At 61.4% G+C, this 18,536-nt stretch carries 17 protein-coding genes; 7 read left to right on the top strand and 10 right to left on the bottom strand.

Features of this window, described 5'->3' with window-relative positions; translation table 11 throughout:
- From ABI546_RS10410 to ABI546_RS10390, 5 genes are all read left to right on the top strand, one after another.
- On the top strand, positions 1-541 hold a 541-nt coding region (locus tag ABI546_RS10410), incomplete at its 5' end, for an electron transfer flavoprotein subunit beta/FixA family protein (protein ID WP_348046524.1).
- 13 nt (positions 542-554) lie between these two features.
- Positions 555-1,487 carry an FAD-binding protein gene (locus ABI546_RS10405; protein WP_348046523.1) on the top strand — a complete coding sequence of 311 codons (933 nt, stop codon included), beginning with the start codon at positions 555-557 and terminating at the stop codon, positions 1,485-1,487.
- A gap of 91 nt (positions 1,488-1,578) precedes the next feature.
- On the top strand, positions 1,579-3,369 hold the full coding sequence (locus tag ABI546_RS10400; RefSeq protein WP_348046522.1) for an acyl-CoA dehydrogenase: 1,791 nt from the start codon (positions 1,579-1,581) through the stop codon (positions 3,367-3,369).
- A gap of 93 nt (positions 3,370-3,462) precedes the next feature.
- A complete protein-coding gene (locus ABI546_RS10395) occupies positions 3,463-4,425 on the top strand; it encodes a nitronate monooxygenase family protein (RefSeq protein ID WP_348046521.1) in 963 nt (320 codons plus the stop codon).
- 45 nt (positions 4,426-4,470) lie between these two features.
- Positions 4,471-5,583: an acyltransferase gene (locus ABI546_RS10390; protein WP_348046520.1), complete on the top strand. Its 1,113-nt coding sequence runs from the start codon at positions 4,471-4,473 to the stop codon at positions 5,581-5,583.
- A 98-nt stretch (positions 5,584-5,681) separates the two neighbouring features.
- Here ABI546_RS10390 and ABI546_RS10385 read toward each other — a convergent pair whose 3' ends face one another.
- Positions 5,682-6,029 carry a DOPA 4,5-dioxygenase family protein gene (locus ABI546_RS10385; RefSeq protein WP_348046519.1) on the bottom strand — a complete coding sequence of 116 codons (348 nt, stop codon included), beginning with the start codon at positions 6,027-6,029 and terminating at the stop codon, positions 5,682-5,684.
- A complete protein-coding gene (locus ABI546_RS10380; protein WP_348046518.1) occupies positions 6,026-6,349 on the bottom strand; it encodes a hypothetical protein in 324 nt (107 codons plus the stop codon). The genes ABI546_RS10385 and ABI546_RS10380 overlap by 4 nt, the downstream gene beginning before the upstream one ends.
- A 144-nt stretch (positions 6,350-6,493) precedes the next feature.
- Between ABI546_RS10380 and ABI546_RS10375 the strand changes: the two genes are divergently transcribed.
- Positions 6,494-7,591, top strand: coding sequence for a PA0069 family radical SAM protein (locus ABI546_RS10375; protein ID WP_348046517.1), 1,098 nt, complete (start codon positions 6,494-6,496; stop codon positions 7,589-7,591).
- A 129-nt stretch (positions 7,592-7,720) separates the two neighbouring features.
- Positions 7,721-8,161, top strand: coding sequence for a GNAT family N-acetyltransferase (locus ABI546_RS10370; RefSeq protein ID WP_348046516.1), 441 nt, complete (start codon positions 7,721-7,723; stop codon positions 8,159-8,161).
- Between the two features lie 34 nt (positions 8,162-8,195).
- Here the strand turns inward: ABI546_RS10370 and ABI546_RS10365 are convergent, their stop codons facing one another.
- The 8 genes from ABI546_RS10365 to dnaK form a co-directional block, all read right to left on the bottom strand.
- Positions 8,196-8,864 (bottom strand): amino acid ABC transporter permease, encoded by a 669-nt coding sequence (locus ABI546_RS10365; protein ID WP_348046515.1) that lies wholly within the window; start codon positions 8,862-8,864, stop codon positions 8,196-8,198.
- 102 nt (positions 8,865-8,966) lie between these two features.
- Positions 8,967-9,752: a transporter substrate-binding domain-containing protein gene (locus ABI546_RS10360; RefSeq protein WP_348046514.1), complete on the bottom strand. Its 786-nt coding sequence runs from the start codon at positions 9,750-9,752 to the stop codon at positions 8,967-8,969.
- Positions 9,753-9,883: 131 nt separating this feature from the next.
- On the bottom strand, positions 9,884-11,575 hold the full coding sequence (locus ABI546_RS10355) for a phosphoethanolamine--lipid A transferase (RefSeq protein WP_348046513.1): 1,692 nt from the start codon (positions 11,573-11,575) through the stop codon (positions 9,884-9,886).
- A 78-nt stretch (positions 11,576-11,653) separates the two neighbouring features.
- Positions 11,654-12,526, bottom strand: coding sequence for an S-formylglutathione hydrolase (gene fghA, locus ABI546_RS10350; RefSeq protein ID WP_348046512.1), 873 nt, complete (start codon positions 12,524-12,526; stop codon positions 11,654-11,656).
- A 149-nt stretch (positions 12,527-12,675) separates the two neighbouring features.
- Entirely contained in the window at positions 12,676-13,782 is a 1,107-nt protein-coding gene (locus tag ABI546_RS10345; RefSeq protein ID WP_348046511.1) for an S-(hydroxymethyl)glutathione dehydrogenase/class III alcohol dehydrogenase, read from the bottom strand.
- A gap of 214 nt (positions 13,783-13,996) precedes the next feature.
- Positions 13,997-15,214: a glycerophosphodiester phosphodiesterase gene (locus tag ABI546_RS10340; RefSeq protein WP_348046510.1), complete on the bottom strand. Its 1,218-nt coding sequence runs from the start codon at positions 15,212-15,214 to the stop codon at positions 13,997-13,999.
- 156 nt (positions 15,215-15,370) lie between these two features.
- The gene (dnaJ, locus tag ABI546_RS10335; RefSeq protein WP_348046509.1) at positions 15,371-16,516 is read right to left on the bottom strand and encodes a molecular chaperone DnaJ; all 1,146 of its coding nucleotides are present in this window, start codon (positions 16,514-16,516) and stop codon (positions 15,371-15,373) included.
- A 124-nt stretch (positions 16,517-16,640) separates the two neighbouring features.
- Positions 16,641-18,536: molecular chaperone DnaK (gene dnaK / locus ABI546_RS10330; RefSeq protein ID WP_348046508.1), on the bottom strand; the 1,896-nt coding region annotated here is incomplete at its 5' end.

The raw sequence follows: 18,536 nt of genomic DNA, 5'->3' as shown, positions 1-18,536 counted from the left end.
AACCCTGCGCACCGCCATGGCCATTGGCGCCGACCGCGCCATCCTGGTCGAAACCAATGAAGAACTGCAGCCCCTGGCCGTGGCCAAGCTGCTCAAGGCCCTGGTCGAAAAAGAACAACCCCAACTTGTCATCCTCGGCAAACAGGCGATTGACGACGACTGCAACCAGACCGGCCAAATGCTGGCCGCGCTGCTGGGCTGGCCGCAAGCCACCTTCGCCTCCAAGGTGGAAGTTGAAGGCACCACGGCCAAAGTCACGCGCGAAGTCGACGGCGGCCTGGAAACCCTCTCCCTCACGCTGCCGGCCATCATCACGACCGACCTGCGCCTCAATGAACCGCGCTACGTCACCTTGCCCAACATCATGAAGGCCAAGAAAAAGCAGCTCGACAACCTCAAGCCCGAAGAACTCGGTGTCGATGTCAAGCCGCGCATCAAGACCCTGAAGGTCAGCGAGCCGCCCAAGCGCAGCGCCGGCATCAAGGTGGCCGATGTGGCCGCCCTGGTGGACAAGCTCAAGAACGAAGCCAAAGTAATTTAAGGAGTTGATAGACATGACCGCACTTGTAATCGCAGAACACGACAACAACTCCATCAAGCCCGCGACCCTCAACACCGTGACCGCCGCCGCCCAGTGCGGCGGCGACGTGCACGTGCTGGTAGCCGGCAAGGGCGCCGAAGCCGCCGCCAAGGCCGCCGCCGCCATTGCCGGCGTGGCCAAAGTCATCCACGTCGAAGGCGATCATTTCGCTCACGGCCTGGCAGAGAACATGGCCGCCCAGGTGCTGGCTATCGCCAGCAACTATTCGCACATCCTGTTTCCCGCCACCGCTTCGGGCAAGAACATCGCCCCCCGCGTGGCTGCGACGCTAGATGTCGGCCAGATCTCCGACATCACCAAGGTCGACGCTGCCGACACTTTTGAGCGCCCGATCTACGCCGGCAACGCGATCGCCATCGTGCAAAGCCTGGACGCCACCAAAGTCATCACCGTGCGCACCACCGGCTTTGACGCCGCGGCCGCCACCGGTGGCTCCGCCGCGATTGAAACGCCCGCAGGCGTGGCCGACAGCGGCAAGTCGACCTTCCTGGGCTCCGAGATCGCCAAGAGCGACCGCCCCGAGCTGACCGCCGCCAAGATCATCGTCTCCGGCGGCCGCGCGATGGGTTCCAGCGAGAAGTTCAACGAAGTGCTGACGCCGCTGGCCGACAAGCTGGGCGCCGCACTGGGCGCCTCGCGCGCTGCGGTTGACGCGGGCTACGCCCCCAACGACTGGCAAGTGGGCCAGACCGGCAAGATCGTCGCGCCTCAGCTCTACATCGCCGCCGGCATCTCCGGTGCGATCCAGCATCTGGCCGGCATGAAAGACAGCAAGGTCATCGTCGCGATCAACAAGGACCCCGAGGCTCCGATTTTCAGCGTGGCTGACTATGGCCTCGAAGCCGACTTGTTTACGGCTGTGCCCGAGCTGGTCGCCGCACTGTAATTGCAGGCGACAAAGGGCGTCTTCGTGACGCCCTTTTTGTATCCGGACTTGCCGCGCACCGACGGCAGCCATCGACTATGTGGAGAGACAAATGACGTACAAAGCCCCCCTCAAGGACATGCTGTTTGACATCAAACACCTGGCCAACATCGAACAGATCGCGCAAATCCCGGGCTTTGAAGAAGCCGGTTTCGACACAGCTCAGGCCGTGCTTGAAGAATGCGCCAAGTTCAACGAGGGGGTGCTGGCACCGCTGAACCGTGACGGAGACATCAATCCGTCGAGCTGGAAAAATGGCGAAGTCACCACCACCCCCGGCTTCAAGGAGGCTTTCAGGCAGTACGTCGAAGGCGGCTGGCAAGGCCTGCAGCACCCGGTTGATGTTGGCGGCCAGGGCTTGCCTAAAACCATTGGCGCGGCCTGCGGTGAAATGCTCAACTCCGCCAACATGAGCTTTGCGTTATGCCCGTTGCTGAGCGACGGTGCGATCGAAGCGCTGCTCACGGCCGGCTCTGATGACCTCAACGCCGTTTACCTCGAAAAGCTGGTGAGCGGGCAATGGACCGGCACCATGAACCTGACCGAGCCCCAAGCAGGTTCGGACCTCGCCATGGTGCGCAGCCGTGCTGAGCCGCAACCCGACGGCACCTACAAGGTCTTCGGTACCAAGATTTTCATCACCTACGGTGAGCACGACATGGCGGAGAACATCGTGCACATGGTGCTGGCACGCGTCACCGGTGCACCCGAAGGGGTCAAGGGCATCAGCCTCTTCGTCGTGCCCAAGTTCATGGTTGGCAAAGACGGCGCACTGGGCGCGCGCAACGACGTGCACTGCGTGAGCATCGAGCACAAGATGGGCATCAAGGCATCGCCCACCGCTGTGCTGCAATATGGCGACCATGGCGGCGCCGTCGGCTACATCGTCGGCGAAGAAAACCGCGGCCTCGAGTACATGTTCATCATGATGAACTCCGCCCGCTATGCCGTCGGCATACAGGGCATCGCGATTGCCGAGCGCGCCTACCAGAAGGCAGTGGCCTTCTCTAAAGACCGTGTGCAGAGCCGGCCGGTCGACGGCTCCATCAAGGCCAGCGCGCCCATCATTCACCACCCCGACGTCAAGCGCATGCTGATGACCATGCGCGCCTACACCGAAGGCTGCCGCGCCATGGCCTCGGTGGCCGCTGCCGCTTACGACGCGACGCATCACCACCCCGATCCGGATGTGCGCAAGCAGAACCTGGCCTTCTACGAATTCATGGTGCCGCTGGTCAAGGGCTACAGCACCGAGATGAGCCTGGAAGTCACCTCGCTGGGCGTGCAGGTGCACGGCGGCATGGGCTTTATTGAAGAAACCGGCGCGGCCCAGTACTACCGCGACGCCAAGATCTTGACCATCTACGAAGGCACGACCGCCATTCAGGCCAACGACCTGATCGGCCGCAAGACCTCGCGCGATGGCGGCCAGACTGCCAAGGCGATTGCCGCGCAAATTGAAAAAACCGAAACAGAATTGCTCAAGCAGGGCAGCGCCGACGCGGTGGCTGTGGCCAAACGCCTGAAGGCCGCGCGCCTGGCTTTCATTGACGTGGTCGATTTCGTCGCTGGCAACACCAAAGCCAGCCCCAACGCGGTGTTTGCGGGCAGTGTGCCTTACCTCATGCTCGCGGGCAATTTGGTGGCCGGATGGCAAATGGCGCGTTCGCTGCTGGTGGCGCAAGAGCAGCTCGCCCAGGGCGTCGACGCTGCCTTTATGCAGGCCAAGATCACCACGGCGCGCTTTTACGCCGACCACCTGCTGACCAAGGCGCCGGGCGTGCGCGACAGCATTGTTGAAGGTGCAGACAGCGTCACGGCGCTGGCGCTGGACGCGTTCTGAGTCGACTTTTTGCTATTGAATTAATAGCTTCTTGCGCCCGTTGCTAAAGGGCTGCAGCCTGTTTTCTTCTAAAAAATAGTATACGGAGCTTCCATGTCCAGACTGCCGGGTGCATTGCACAATTTGCCGCTGCCCATCATCGGCTCGCCGCTTTTCATCATCAGCAACCCCAAGCTGGTCATTGCGCAGTGCAAGGCCGGTGTAGTGGGCGCCATGCCGGCGCTCAACGCACGGCCTGCGTCGCAGCTCGACGAGTGGCTCGCCGAAATCACCGAGGCGCTGGCTGCCCACAACAAGGCCAACCCCGGCAAACCCGCGGCGCCGTTTGCCATCAATCAGATCGTGCACAAGTCCAACGACAGGCTGGAACACGACATGGAGATGTGCGTGAAGTACAAGGTGCCCATCTACATCACCAGCCTGGGCGCGCGTGAAGACATCAACGCCGCCGCGCATAGCTACGGCGGCGTGGTGCTGCACGACATCATCAACAACAAGTTCGCCCGCAAGGCGATTGAAAAGGGCGCCGACGGCCTGGTGGCTGTGGCCGCCGGCGCGGGCGGCCACGCGGGTGTCAAAAGCCCGTTCGCCCTGATCCAGGAAATCCGCCAGTGGTTTGACGGCCCGCTGGCGCTGTCGGGCGCCATCTCTACCGGCGGCGCGGTGCTGGCCGCGCAAGCCATGGGCGCCGACTTCGCCTACATCGGCTCGGCATTCATCGCGACCGAAGAAGCGCGCGCCGACGACGCCTACAAGCAAGCCATCGTCGACGGCAATTCCGACGACATCATCTACAGCAGTCTTTTCACCGGCGTGCACGGCAACTACCTCGCGCCGTCGATTCGCGCTGCCGGCATGGACCCGGAGAACCTGCCCGAAGGCGACATCAAGACCATGAACTTCGGCGGCGGCGAAGGCAGCAAGTCCAAGGCTTGGAAAGACATCTGGGGTTGCGGGCAGGGCATCGGCTCCGTCAGCAAGGTGCAAAGCGCCGCGGCGTTCATTGCTCAACTTAAGCGCGAATACAAAGACGCACGCGAAAGGGTGTGTGCCTGAGCTTTTGGCAACGCCGGGGCTGGCGCATCTGCTGTGCGCGCCGGCATGACATTGCCTCGGCAGATTCCCGGCCTTGACGCGCTCAAGGGTCTGGCCTGCGTCCTGATCGTCTGGCACCACCTGGCCTTCTACGGCCCCATGTCGGATGTGGTTCACCCCTACGCGCCCGCCTTGATGGATTGGCTTTATGACTACGGGCGCATGGCCGTGCAGGTGTTCCTCGTCGTGAGCGGGTTTCTGGCAGCTGCCTCGCTGGCGCCGCAGGGCGTTGCGGTGTTCGAGTCACCCGGGAGGCTGATCCTTCGCCGCTACTGGAGGCTCGTCAAACCTTACTTTGTGGCGCTGGCCGTAAGCGTGCTGGTGGCCGCGTTGGTCAGGCCCTGGTTCGCGCACCACTCTGTGCCTGGCGCTCCCACGGTGCACCAGCTGCTGGCCCACGTCCTGTTGCTGCAGGACCTGCTCGGGCAGGATGCGCTTTCCGCCGGCGTCTGGTACGTGGCCATCGACTTCCAGCTCTATGCCATGGCAGTGCTCATCTTCGCCTTTGCCCGGCGATTTCAGTTTCAGCCGAACCATGGCGACGCCACGCACACCACTTCGGTTTCGGCCCCGTTGGGCGTAAGCCTCATCCTGCTGGCCGCATTGGCCTCGCTGCTGTTTTTCAACCGCCTGCCGGCCTTTGATATCACCGCCCTTTATTTTTTCGGCTCCTATGCCTGTGGCATGTTGGCCTTCTGGGCCTCCAGCCGCCTCGGCGCGCGGCGCGGCTTCTGGCTCGTGACCCTGGCGGTCATGGGCGGGCTGGCCCTGGCGCTGGATTTCAGGGGACGCCTGGTGGTGGCACTGGTCACTGCTTTCAGCCTGATTGGATTGGCAGGGCTTCAGCCGCATGCCCGGCCGGTGCGCTGGCTGCAGCAGCGCCGGCTGGTGCAACTGGGTCACATCTCCTACTCCGTGTTCCTTATCCACTTTCCGGTGTGCCTGCTGGTCAACGCTGTCGTGGGCTACTTCTGGCCCACGCAGTTTCTGGCCAATGTGGCAGGCTTGTGGGTGGCTTTCATGCTGTCGCTGCTGGTGGGCTGGGCGCTGTACCAGTGGGTAGAGTTGCGGCCCACACCATTCCTGCCGCGATGGTTGAGCCGCTACTATTCGGGTTAAAAATGGCCGAAGCCCTTACCGGTCGGGCGCAGGCAGCTATCGAATTAATAGCGATGTAACGAAGGCATCTCCTGCCGTCGTGGCGCACGGGGCGCGACTCATCGCCTGAACATCTCCAGCTTCAATGCCGCAGGCTCGCCCAGCCATGAGGCGTGCGTGGTGTGGTCGGCCAGGTCGTCACCGGTAAGCCCGTGCACAAACACATCCAGGCCGTCGCGATGTTCCTCGAGCCAGGGGATGACGCGGCCGAACGCCGCGCGGTCAAACGCCAGCTGGCAACTCCAGCGCGGGTGCGGCCCCACCTCGCGTTCATGTACCCGCCCCACGGCTATCCCAAAAAGCGCACCGGCCTTCTCGCACAAGACGCGCGCCTGCTCAACGGTGCTTGGCCCGAAATACACATGGGCGTGGTAACGGGCATAGAGGTTTTCAGGTCGCTGGATCATGGTTGAACGGGGAGGGGAGAAGAGTTGTATCTACGAAGGCATTCGACGGATGCACAGGCATCTTCAAGGAACGTCAGCGTCGGTAGCGGTACATCGGGGTTTTCTTCGCGGGCTTTTGCATGTGTCTGCTTCATGCGCTGCCGGCACTGCGCCAGGTCCTTCACCTGAAACAGGAAAAACACCTCGGCCGCATCGTCCGCGTTTTGCCAGAGGTGCTTCAGATACATGCCTTGCCGTGCGTGTTCATCCGCGTCTTTTTCCAGTTGCTGTTTGATGGCGGCAAGCGGCGCGCCAGAGAGTTTTGCCAGTATGTGTGCCATGGGAGTGCCTCCTGGGTTAAGTCCATTATTGCGGCACCACCTCAGACATTTGCAAAAGGGGTTTTGTTTCAATATACTGTATTTTTATACAGTATTTGGCGACCACCACACGCTTGGCTTTCCCAACCAAATTCCTGTTGCTCCATGTCCGACGCCATCATCCCCCTCCACGCCATCAAAGGCCGCGGCACCGCCACGCGCATGCCGCACCGGTTTGAGAAAGATGTGCGTGCGGCTTGGGACGACGGATGGGGAACGCTCGAAGAAGGTCTGGCGGGTGAGGCTCCGCGGATGGAGACCGAGGTTACGTTTGAAAACGCCCGCAGCGCCATCGTGGGCAACGACTCGCCCGACATCTTTTTTGACTACAGCATCAACCCCTACCGGGGCTGCGAGCACGGGTGTGTGTACTGTTATGCGCGGCCCACGCACAGCTACCTCAACCTCTCGCCCGGGCTGGACTTTGAAACGAAGATCATCGCCAAGCGCAACATCGCCGAGGTGCTGCGCGCCGATTTGCGCAAACGCAGCTATGTGCCCCGGCTGCTCAACATCGGCTCGGCCACAGACTGCTATCAGCCGGCCGAGCGCGAGCTGCGGCTGACGCGCAGCATCATCGAAGTGATGCAGGAAGTGCGGCACCCGTTTTCATTGATCACCAAATCCAGCGGCGTAGAGCGCGACCTGGATCTGCTGGCGCCTTTGGCCGCCGACAAGCTGGCCGCCGCTTACGTGACCATCACCACGCTGGACGGCGAACTCGCGCGCAAGCTGGAGCCGCGCGCCGCCGCGCCGCACCGGCGCCTGCGCACCATTCGCACGCTGGCAGAGCACGGCGTGCCGGTGGGCGTGAGCGTGGCGCCGCAAATCCCGTTTGTGAACGACGACATGGAGCACGTGCTGGAAGCCGCCTGGGAGGCCGGTGCGCGTAGTGCGTTCTACACCGTCATCCGCCTGCCCTGGGAGGTGGCGCCCATCTTCAAGGAGTGGCTGGAGCTGCATTACCCGCAGCGCGCGGCGCGCATCATGGCGCGCATTCACGAAATGCGAGGCGGCAAGGACTACGACAGCGACTTCGCCTCGCGCATGAAAGGCCACGGCCTGTGGGCCGAGCTCATCAAGCAGCGCTTTGAGAAAGCCTGCAACCGGATCGGCTTTAACCGCCAGCGCATCGAGCTGGACCTGAGCCAGTTCCGTCCGCCGGCTGTGCCGAGCACGGAGGGGCAGGCCAGCTTGTTTTGAGAGGGCATGCTTCAGTGCGCGGCGAGGGCCATGACGAGGGCTATAGTCCAAAAAGAATGTGCACCACGCACCACGCACCACATATCGCACATCACACCCCATACCGTTTGCAAATAAAAGGAGTTCACCTTGGCGCTCGAGTGGAAATATTCATCAGAAGGCATGGCCGATGCGGACTGGGAAGAGCTTTCAAACCTTTACCGGATTGCCCCCTTGGGTGACAAGAAACCGGCCGACCTGCAGATCGTTTTCTCCAACAGCATGTTCAAGTGCTTTGTGTATGACGCCGGCCAATTGGTCGCCGCCGGCCGCGCGGTGGCCGATGGCAAAGATTGCTCTTACATCTGCGACATCGCGGTGGCGCCGGACCGGCAAGGCTCTGGCATGGGCAAGGACATGGTGGCGGCGCTGGTGCGGCTGTCCAGCGGGCACAAAAAAATCATCCTCTACGCGGTGGCTGGTAAAGAGCCGTTTTACCGAAAGCTTGGCTTCAGGCGCATGCTGACCGCGATGGCGATTTTTGCGAATACCGAGCAGGCGCTGCAAAGCGGGTTGATCAGCGACACGTGAGGTGTATTCGGCGAAGCAGTCGATTCCCGGCGGCCTAACGTAAATAACTGCGGTTCAGCCGTGTTTCGAGTTTCTTCTGCAGCGTCTCAAACGACGCACTCATGGCCCAGTAAATGCCCGCGGCCGCCAGGTAGAGCGGGAAGGGTTGAAAGGTGGTGGCGATCACTTCCTTGGTCGCCAGCATTAGCTCACCCACGGCGATCACCGAGACCAGCGAGGTGTCTTTAATCAGGCTGATCAGGCTGTTGGACAGGCTGGGCACGGCCAGCCGCAGCGCCTGCGGTCCGATGATGTAGCGCAGCGTTTGCGCTTGTGTCAGGCCCAGGCTGCGGGCTGCGTTCCACTGGCCGTGTTCCACGCCGTTGATCGCGCCGCGAATCGTTTCCGACAGGTAGGCGCCCACGTTCAGGCTCAGGCCCAGGATGCCCGCGCTGATCGGGTCGAACTGGATGCCGATGCTGGGCAGGCCGAAGTAGATGACAAAGAGCTGCACCAGCAGCGGCGTGCCGCGCATGCAGCTGACATACAGCGCCGCAAACTGCGAGAGCGCCGGCACTTTGGCCAGCCGCGTGACGGCCACGAGGGTGCCGATGATGGCGCCGAAGAAAACAGACGCCACTGCCAGCAGCAGCGTCCACGCAGCACCCTTGAGCATCAGCGGCAAGGCATCACGCAGCAATTGGGTCAGGCCAGGCAAATCCATTCGGGTCTCCACAAATAAAAAACCCGGCTGCAAGCCGGGTGCTTTCAAGGCGCCTGCTGTAAGAGGCGCGCGGCTGAAAGGAATAGTACTTCGTTCTGCGGCTTACTTTGCCGCCACCGGCGGCTTGCTCACGTCGCGGTCAAACCATTTGGTCGAGATTTTTGCAAACGTGCCGTCGGCTTGCAGATCGGCCAGCGCCTTGTCGAGGGCAGCCTTGAATTTCGGGTTGTTCTTGACGAAGGGAATGCCGGATTTTTCCAGGTCGCCGACCGGTGCCCCGGGCTTGAGCGGCAGCTTGGTCTGCTTGACGATGTAGGGGATCAGGAGGCTGTCGTTCAGCGCGGCGTCGATGCGGCCCAGGGCCAGGTCCTGCAAATACTCTTGCGCGCCGGGGTAGGTCTTGACGTCGATGCCGCCGACCTTCTTGGCGATGTCGGAATAGTTCGTGCCCTGGCCCAGGCCGAGCTTTTTGCCTTTGAGGTCGGCCAGCGTTTTGAACTCGCGCTTTTCATCCTTGCGGATGATCAACTGGGGGCTGGAGACCGTATAGGGCTCGGAAAAATCAAAGGTTTCTTTGCGCTTGTCGGTGATGCCGACCTGGTTGATCACCACGTCGTACTTGCCAGCTTGCAGGCCCGCCAGAATGGCACTCCATTCGCTGGTGCTGAACTCGGCTTTCACGCCCAGTTTTTGCGCCAGCGCATCGGCAAGCTCCACCTCGAAACCGGCGAGCTTGCCGCCTTCTTTGTAGTTGAACGGTGGGTAAGTGCCTTCAAGCGCCACCTTGAGCGTACCGCGCTGTTTGACGGTGTCGAGCAGGTCAGCCGCGGAAGCGCTCAGTGCGAAGGTCAGCAATAAAGCAGATGCGACTGTTTTGCGAATATTCATATGCAACCCTTGAATAAGAAATTTGTTATTGAGATGAATATCGAATATTAAATCTGTCGCTATTTTGGTGCCTGCGCCGCAACTAAAGCCCTACAGCGAATCCGGATGCTTTGCAAAAGCCGAACTCCGGCTCAAGGCTTGGCGCAGCGGGCGTAGATGTCGAGCGTGGGCTTGTAGACGCTGGTCTGCACATTCATCAGGCCGAGCACTGAGTGAAAGTAGTTGTCGTGGCTCACGGGGGCGTCCAGCTGCTGCTTCAGGCACGCGGTGGTCAGCTTGCTGCGCTGCTCAAACCCCGGTGAGAGCCAGGTGATCCACGGAACGCGCTTTTGCACTTCGGGTGCAATGCCGTAGGGCATGCCGTGCAGGTAAAGGTTGTTTTCGCCCAGTGATTCGCCGTGGTCGGCCAGGTACAGCAGGGCGGGTGCGCTGCGGGCCTCTTGCGTCTTGAGCCACTGGATGGAAGACGCCAGCAACTGGTCGGTGTAGACGATGCTGTTGTCATACGCATTGAGCAGGCCTTCGCGGCTGCAGCTTTGCAGCGCGTTGTCGGTGCATTCGGGCAGGAATTTTTTGACGGCCTGTGGCGAGCGCTTGTAATACGCCGGGCCGTGGCCGCCCATCTGGTGCATCACCACCACCACGCCTTTGGCGCGCCGCTCGGCGGGCAGCGCGGCAATGCGCTCGTCAATGCCGTGCAGCATCACTTCGTCAAAACATTCGCCGCTGTCGCACAGGCCCGGTACCTTGAGCTGCACCGTGTTCACGTTGGTCACGCGGTCGCACACGCCTTTGCAGCCGGATTGGTTGTCTATCCACAGCACGGCCAGGCCTGCACGCTGCAGCACGTCCAGCAGGCCTTCGTAGTTGGCGGGCCGTGAGTCATAGGCTTCGCGCCCGAAATGGGAGAACATGCAGGGCACTGATGCTGCGGTGCTGGTGCCGCATGACCATGCGTTGCGCAGGCTCACGACGTTTTCTTTGGCCAGCAGCGGGTTGGTGGGCCGGCCATAACCATTGAGCGAAAAGTTGGCGCTGCGCGCTGTCTCACCCAGCACCAGCAACAGCAGCGGCGGCTTGGTTTGTGCCGTGTAGCTGGCGCCGGGTTTGGCGTCTTCACCCAAGGGCAGCAGGGTGGATTCGTCGCGCTGGAAAGGCTTGGCTGCGATGGAGCCCAGCGCGTAAAAGGAATTGAGTGGATTGATCAGGTAGCGCACATGTGTGTAGTTGCGCATCACCGAGGCAATGCTCTGGAAGAACAGAAACACTACCAGCACCAGCAGCACGCAGGCGCCTGTCAACGTGGCCGCATTGGCAAGCACCTGGCGCGCGGCGTTTTCGCGCCTGACTTTTTGCCGCCACAGCAAAACCATCGGCAGGATCGCCAGCACCAGCACCGTGGCCAGCAGGCGCCAGTTCAGCAGGTCGCGTGTTTCGCGCACATCAGTTTGCAGCGTGTTGACCATCATGGTCTTGTCGATGACCACGCCATAAGTCATCATGAAATAGGCGCCGAAAGCGGCCGACAGCAGGAAGACCGTGATGGCTGGCTTGAGCGTCCAGTGCCAGGCCAGCAGGCTGAGCAGCGCCGTGGTCGCCAGCGCAATCACCAGAACCAGGGCAATGCTGATGACGGCAGCCTGGCCGCCCGTGAGGCCGGGCAGCCGGCTCAGTTCGCGCCACAGGGCCACATTGCAGACTGTGGCGATCCAGAGGCTTGCCAGCACCAACAGCCAGAAGGGCCGCATGCCGGTGTTTTGTCGGACGGTGGTCAGGATCACGGGCCGCGAGGCGGAGGAGGCAGAAGAAGGGCTCAGCGGCATAGCGCTGGATTGTATTGGGGCCGCCTTAATGCAGGCTTAAGGGCTGGGACGTGCAGGGCCGGTCCCAGCGCCCTTTCATCAAGCAGGTGTGGGCAAGCCGAGCTGCCGCGCATGGTGCCGCAGGTGGTCAGCCATGAAAGTCGCAATGAAGTAGTAGCCATGGTCATAGCCCGCATGGCGGTTCAACGCCAGCGGTTGGCCCACTTTGGCGCATGCGGCCTCAAACAGCTCGGGGTATAGCTGCTCTGCCAGGAATTTGTCGTCCAGCCCCTGGTCTATGCGGATGCCGCCAGGGTAGGGCGCTGCAGGCATGAGGTTCATCAGCGCGGTGGCGTCATGCTCGGCCCAGTCTGATTCATCGTTGCCGAGGTAGCCGGTGAAAGCCTTGCGCCCCCATGGGCACCGGCTGGGCGCGCAGATGGGTGCAAAAGCTGAAACGGAAGTGAAAAGATCTGGATGCCTGAGCGCGAGCGTCAGCGCGCCGTGGCCGCCCATCGAATGGCCGAAGATACCGATGCGGCCTGCATCCAGCGGCAGCGAGACCGTCAGCAGCGGCAGCAGCTCCGCCGTGATGTAGCTCTCCATGCGGTAGTGCTGTGACCACGGGGCTTGCGTCGCATCAAGATAAAAACCAGCGTCCCGGCCGAAATCCCAGCTGTCGGTTTCACCTGCGATCTTCGCGCCGCGTGGGCTGGTGTCCGGTGCGATCAGCGCCAGGCCCAGCTCAGCCGCGAGGCGTTGGGCGCCGGCCTTGATCATGAAGGTTTCTTCGTTACAGGTCAGGCCTGCGAGATAGATCAGCGCCGGTACCTTGCCACCGGCATTGGCTTGAGGCGGCAGGAACACCGAGAACTTCATCGGCAGGCCGACCTCGCGCGAGTCATGCTGGTAGAAGCGTTGTACGCCGCCGAAACAGCCGTGTTCGCTGAGGAGTTCGAGTGGTGTTGTCATGAGAGATCTTCTAGTTCAAGCGAAGGCGTTAAGAGCGCACGTGGAGACCACGTCTTCACCAGCATGAGCCGTGGAACCGGCTTTGCCGGGCCACAGGCGGGCGCCCCTTGAGGGGGCAGAGAGCTACACGCAGTGAGCGAACGTGGGGGCTAATAGATGACAACACCACGGATGGACTCGCCGCTTTTCATCAAGTCAAAGCCCTTGTTGATGTCTTCGAGCGGCATGGTGTGCGTGATCAGGTCGTCAATATTGATCTTGCCTTCCATGTACCAGTCGACGATCTTGGGCACGTCGGTGCGGCCGCGCGCGCCGCCGAAGGCCGAGCCTTCCCACTTGCGGCCGGTCACCAGCTGGAAGGGGCGTGTACTGATCTCTGCGCCGGCTTCGGCCACACCGATGATGATGCTGCGGCCCCAGCCCTTGTGCGTGCATTCCAGCGCCTGGCGCATCACTTTGGTGTTGCCGATGCATTCAAAGCTGTAGTCGGCGCCGCCGTCGGTCAGCTGCACGATGGCATCGACGACGTTTTCGGTTTCTTTAGGGTTGATGAAGTGCGTCATGCCGAACTTGCGGGCCATCTCCTGGCGCGCGGGGTTGATGTCTACGCCGATGATCTTGTCGGCGCCCACCATCTTGGCGCCCTGGATCACATTGAGGCCAATGCCGCCCAGGCCGAACACGACCACGTTGGCGCCGGCTTCCACCTTGGCGGTGAAGAGCACGGCGCCTATGCCGGTGGTCACGCCGCAGCCGATGTAGCAGACCTTGTCGAAGGGCGCGTCTTCACGAATCTTGGCCAGCGAGATTTCGGGAGCGACGGTGTAGTTGCTGAAGGTCGAGGTGCCCATGTAGTGAAAGATGGGTTTGCCGTCGAGGCTGAAGCGGCTGGTGGCATCGGGCATCAGGCCCTTGCCCTGCGTGCCGCGAATCAACTGACACAGATTGGTTTTGCGCGAGAGGCAAAACTTGCATTGCCGGCACTCAGGCGTGTACAACGGAATGACGTGGTCACCTTTTTTGAGGGTCGTCACGCCGGGCCCGACGTCGACCACAATGCCTGCGCCTTCATGGCCCAGGATGGCGGGGAAGATGCCTTCCGGGTCGGCGCCCGAGAGCGTGTAGTAATCGGTGTGGCAGATACCCGTGGCCTTGATTTCGACGAGCACCTCGCCGAATTTCGGGCCTTGCAGGTCCACGGTTTCGATGGTCAGGGGCTGGCCTGATTTCCAGGCGACGGCGGCTTTGGTTTTCATGGTGATGGGGGCTGCGTTGGGAGGTTGGGCGGAGGGGCGCTCCGGTGCGTAAGGCACTATAAGCCAGTCCCCGGGCCTGTCGCCTAGCCGGTGTTTCATTTTGAGAAAACCGTGGGGGCGGCCCTCAAAAAATAACCGCCTGGTCCTTCGGGAAGGGCGCAAGCGGCTATCGATGGAGGGGGCGGCAAGCAAGGCCTGCTGGCCGGAGCAGGCTTTAGCGGCCGGTTTGCTTGAGGTATTGCGTGCGCGCGGCGACTGCGGTGTCGGTGAAGTCGGTGAACAGGCCGTCCACGCCCAGGCGGTAGTAGGCCAGGTACTCGGCTGCGCCATCGCCCTTGTAGTCGACGGCCAAGCGGCGCGACTCATTGCGGAAGGTGAAGGGATGGACGAAGAGGCCGGCCTTGTGGGCATCGGCGATCAGGCTGGTGGGCTGGGCAGAGGTGGCATCGGCATCGTTGACCTTGCCGTCGCCGTTCACGTCGATGGCTTTGCCGTTGGCGCCTATCGTGCCTTTGATGCCGATGATGAAGCGTTTCCAGGGGCCAATGCCGTCCGCGTAAGTTTTGATTTCGGCCAGGCCTGCGGGGGTCAGCATCGCATCGAAGAAGCGCTTGTCGCCAGCCTTGGTCCAGTCATAGGGGCGGTCGCTGGGCACGGCGAAGGTGACTATGCCGGTCTTCATGTCAACGCCGTCGCCGTCGATGAGCTGGATCAGGCGCGTGTTCAGGCCCTTGCTCTTCATGTACTTGAGGCTGCCGGGCTCGAACGACTGCACGTAGATGGGCGCGGTCTTGCTGTTCCAGCCGGCTGCGTTGACGATGGCAATCAGTTTGTCTTCAAGTGGCAGGCCGCGTTCGCGGAAGTAGGTCGGGTTCTTGGTTTCGGGGTAGATCGCGATCGTGCGGCCGGTCTTGATGGATTGCGCCTTGGCCAGATCCACCACTTCCTGGAACGTCGGCACCTTGTACTGGCCGTTAAATTGCTGGGGGCGCTCGGCGTCGGTCGAGATGGCGCCCAAGGTGCGGATTTCGGCCAGAGTGAAGTCGTCGCTGAACCAGCCGGTCTGTGTCTCGCCGTCCACCTGGATGGTCTTCTTGCGCGAGGCGAATTCGGGGTGTTTGGCCACGTCGGTGCTGATGGCGAGATTGGGGTCGTGGCGGGTCATCAGCACGCCGTCCTTGGTGGAGATCAGGTCCATCTCGATCACGTCGGCACCGAGTTCGATGGCGCGCACATAGGCTTCCAGCGTTTCTTCGGGCACATAGCCCGAGGCGCCGCGATGGGCGATGACCAGCGGTGCCCTGCCGTCGAGTGTGGAGAGGCCGGCCTGCGAATTCGTGCCCGAAGAAGAGCAGGCGGTCAGCAGTACGCTGCTGCAAACGAGGGCGAGCAGGCCGCCTTGCCTCAAGGCTTGGCGAGTCGATACGGTCATGGGTGTTTCCCTGAGTTAAAAGACTGATCGTAGGCTCGCGATGACGACAGGCCTGTGACAGTGTGTATGGCCACGCTCACAAACAACATCCGCAACTTTTTCCGTACAAAAAAATGCCGGAGCAAGTCCGGCATTTGGGTTGAACGCAAGAGGCGATCAGGCGCTGAAGAAGCTCTTCAGCTTGTCGGCCCAGCCTTCTTCGCTGGGTGAATGCTTGGCGCCGCCTTTTTTGAGCGACTCGTCGAGTTCCTTGAGCAGCTTGCGCTGGTGCTCGGTGAGCTTGACCGGTGTTTCCACCGTGATGTGACAGTACAGGTCACCGGGGTAGCTGGAGCGCACGCCCTTGATGCCCTTGCCGCGCAGCCGGAACTGTTTGCTGGCCTGGGTGCCTTCGGGAATATCGATGGCCGCCTTGCCGGCGAGCGTCGGCACTTCAATTTCCCCGCCCAGTGCGGCAGTGGTGAAGCTGATCGGCACCACGCAATGCAGGTCGTCACCGTCACGCTCGAAGATGTCGTGCTTCTTGAGCCTGATCTCGATGTAGAGGTCGCCCGGTGGGCCACCGTTGGTGCCCGGCTCGCCGTTGCCGGTCGAACGAATGCGCATGCCGTCGTCAATGCCTGCGGGGATTTTGACTTCGAGAGTTTTGTTGTTCTTGGTTTTGCCGACGCCGTGGCAGGTCACGCAAGGCTCGGGAATCAGCTTGCCGGTGCCTTTGCACTGGGGGCAGGTTTGCTGCACGCTGAAGAAACCCTGGCGCATCTGCACCACGCCGTGGCCATGGCAGGTGGTGCAGGTGACTACTTTGGTACCGGGCTTGGCGCCGCTGCCGTGGCAGGTGTTGCAGTCGTCCCAGCTTGGGATGCGGATCTGCGCTTCCTTGCCGTGAGCCGCTTCTTCCAAAGAGATTTCCATCGCGTAGCTGAGATCGCCGCCGCGGTAGACCTGGCGTCCGCCGCGTTGCTGACCGCCACCGCGCTGTCCGCCGAAGACGTCGCCAAAAATGTCGCCAAAGGCCTCGGCAAAACCGCCGAAACCTTCTGCGCCAGGGCCGCCGCGCATGTTGGGGTCTACGCCCGCATGGCCGTACTGGTCGTAGGCCGCGCGTTTGCTCTCGTCGGAAAGCATCTCGTAGGCTTCTTTGGCCTCCTTGAATTTTTCCTCGGCAACCTTGGATGCATCGCCCTGGTTGCGGTCTGGGTGGTGCTTCATCGCAAGCTTGCGATACGCCTTTTTGATGTCTTCATCACTGGCGTTCTTGGGAACGCCCAGCGTGTCGTAATAGTCTTTTTTGGTGGCCATGTCAGGTCAGGTCTGTCGGTGTCTTCACATCACGCGGGAAACGCAAAAGCGGAAAGCCGGTGTTGAGTCGGGTTTTCCGCTTTGCATGCAGTTATCGGGCCACTTCAGGCCGGTACAAGGTTGATCAGCCCTTCTTCACTTCCTTGACTTCGGCGTCGACCACGTTGTCGTCGGCTTCAGGCTTGGCCTGGGGCTGCTCCGCACCGCTTGCAGGGCCACCGGTAGCGGCTGCCTTGGAGGCTTCCATGTCGGCGTACATCTTTTCGCCGAGTTTCTGGCTGGCTTCCATCAGGGCCGTGTTCTTGGCGTCGATCGCAGCCTTGTCATCGCCGGTGAGGGCTTCTTCCATGTCCTTGATGGCGGCTTCGATCTTTTCCTTCTCGCCGGCTTCGAGCTTGTCGCCGTATTCGCCGAGGGACTTCTTCACGCTGTGCACCATCGCTTCGGCGTTGTTCTTGGCCTGCACGAATTCGACTTTTTTCTTGTCTTCTTCAGCGTTCAGTTCGGCGTCCTTCACCATCTGCTGGATTTCAGCTTCAGACAAACCGGAGTTGGCCTTGATGGTGATCTTGTTTTCTTTTCCGGTGCCCTTGTCCTTCGCGCCGACGTGCAGAATGCCGTTGGCGTCGATGTCGAACGACACTTCAATTTGCGGCGTACCGCGGGCTGCCGGTGGAATGCCTTCGAGGTTGAATTCACCCAGGCCCTTGTTGCCGGAAGCGATTTCACGCTCACCCTGGAACACCTTGATCGTCACGGCCGGCTGGTTGTCTTCAGCGGTCGAGAAGGTCTGTGCGAACTTGGTCGGGATGGTCGTGTTTTTCTTGATCATCTTGGTCATTACGCCGCCCATGGTTTCGATACCGAGGGACAGTGGCGTCACGTCAAGCAGCAGCACGTCGGTGCGGTCGCCAGAGAGTACCTGGCCTTGAATGGCGGCACCCACGGCCACGGCTTCATCAGGGTTCACGTCCTTGCGGGGCTCCTTGCCGAAGAGCTCCTTGACCTTCTCCTGAACCTTGGGCATGCGGGTCTGGCCGCCGACCAGGATCACGTCATGAATGTCGGCTGCGCTGACGCCGGCGTCCTTCATGGCCACGCGGCAAGGCGCAATCGTGCGCTCGATCAGCTCGTCGACCAGGCTTTCGAGCTTGGCGCGCGTGAGCTTGACCAGCAAATGCTTGGGGCCCGATGCGGGGTCATGCGCGATGTAGGGAATGTTGACTTCGGTCGCGGCGCTGTTCGAGAGCTCAATCTTGGCCTTTTCGGCGGAGTCCTTCAGGCGCTGCAGCGCGACCACGTCTTTGGACAGGTCGATGCCGCTTTCTTTCTTGAACTCGGCCACGATGTAGTCGATGACGCGCTGGTCAAAGTCTTCGCCGCCGAGGAAGGTGTCGCCGTTGGTGGACAGCACTTCGAATTGCTTCTCGCCGTCAACGTCGGCAATCTCGATGATGGAGATGTCGAAGGTACCGCCGCCAAGGTCATACACGGCAATCTTGCGGTCGCCCTTTTCCTGCTTGTCCAGGCCGAAGGCCAGGGCTGCTGCGGTGGGTTCGTTGATGATGCGCTTGACATCAAGGCCGGCGATACGGCCGGCATCTTTTGTGGCTTGGCGCTGTGCGTCGTTGAAGTACGCAGGTACGGTAATGACTGCTTCTGTCACGGATTCGCCGAGGTAATCTTCGGCGGTTTTTTTCATCTTGCGCAGGATGTCGGCGCTGACTTGCTGGGCCGACAGTTTCTTGCCGCGCACTTCCACCCACGCGTCGCCGTTGTCAGCCGCCACGATGGAATAGGGCATCAGGGCGATGTCTTTCTGGACTTCTTTTTCGGTGAACTTGCGGCCGATCAGGCGTTTGACGGCATAGAGCGTGTTCCTTGGATTGGTGACGGCCTGTCGCTTGGCAGAGGTGCCGACCAGCACTTCACCGTCTTCCTGGTAGGCGACGATGGACGGCGTGGTGCGCGTGCCTTCCGAGTTTTCAATGACGCGGGGCGTGTTGCCTTCCATGACGGA

This window comes from Polaromonas sp. (assembly GCF_039932935.1).
Classification (GTDB): Bacteria; Pseudomonadota; Gammaproteobacteria; order Burkholderiales; family Burkholderiaceae_C; genus Polaromonas.
The sequence above is the reverse complement of the archived record's forward strand: the minus strand, read 5'-3'. Positions and strand labels throughout refer to the sequence as shown.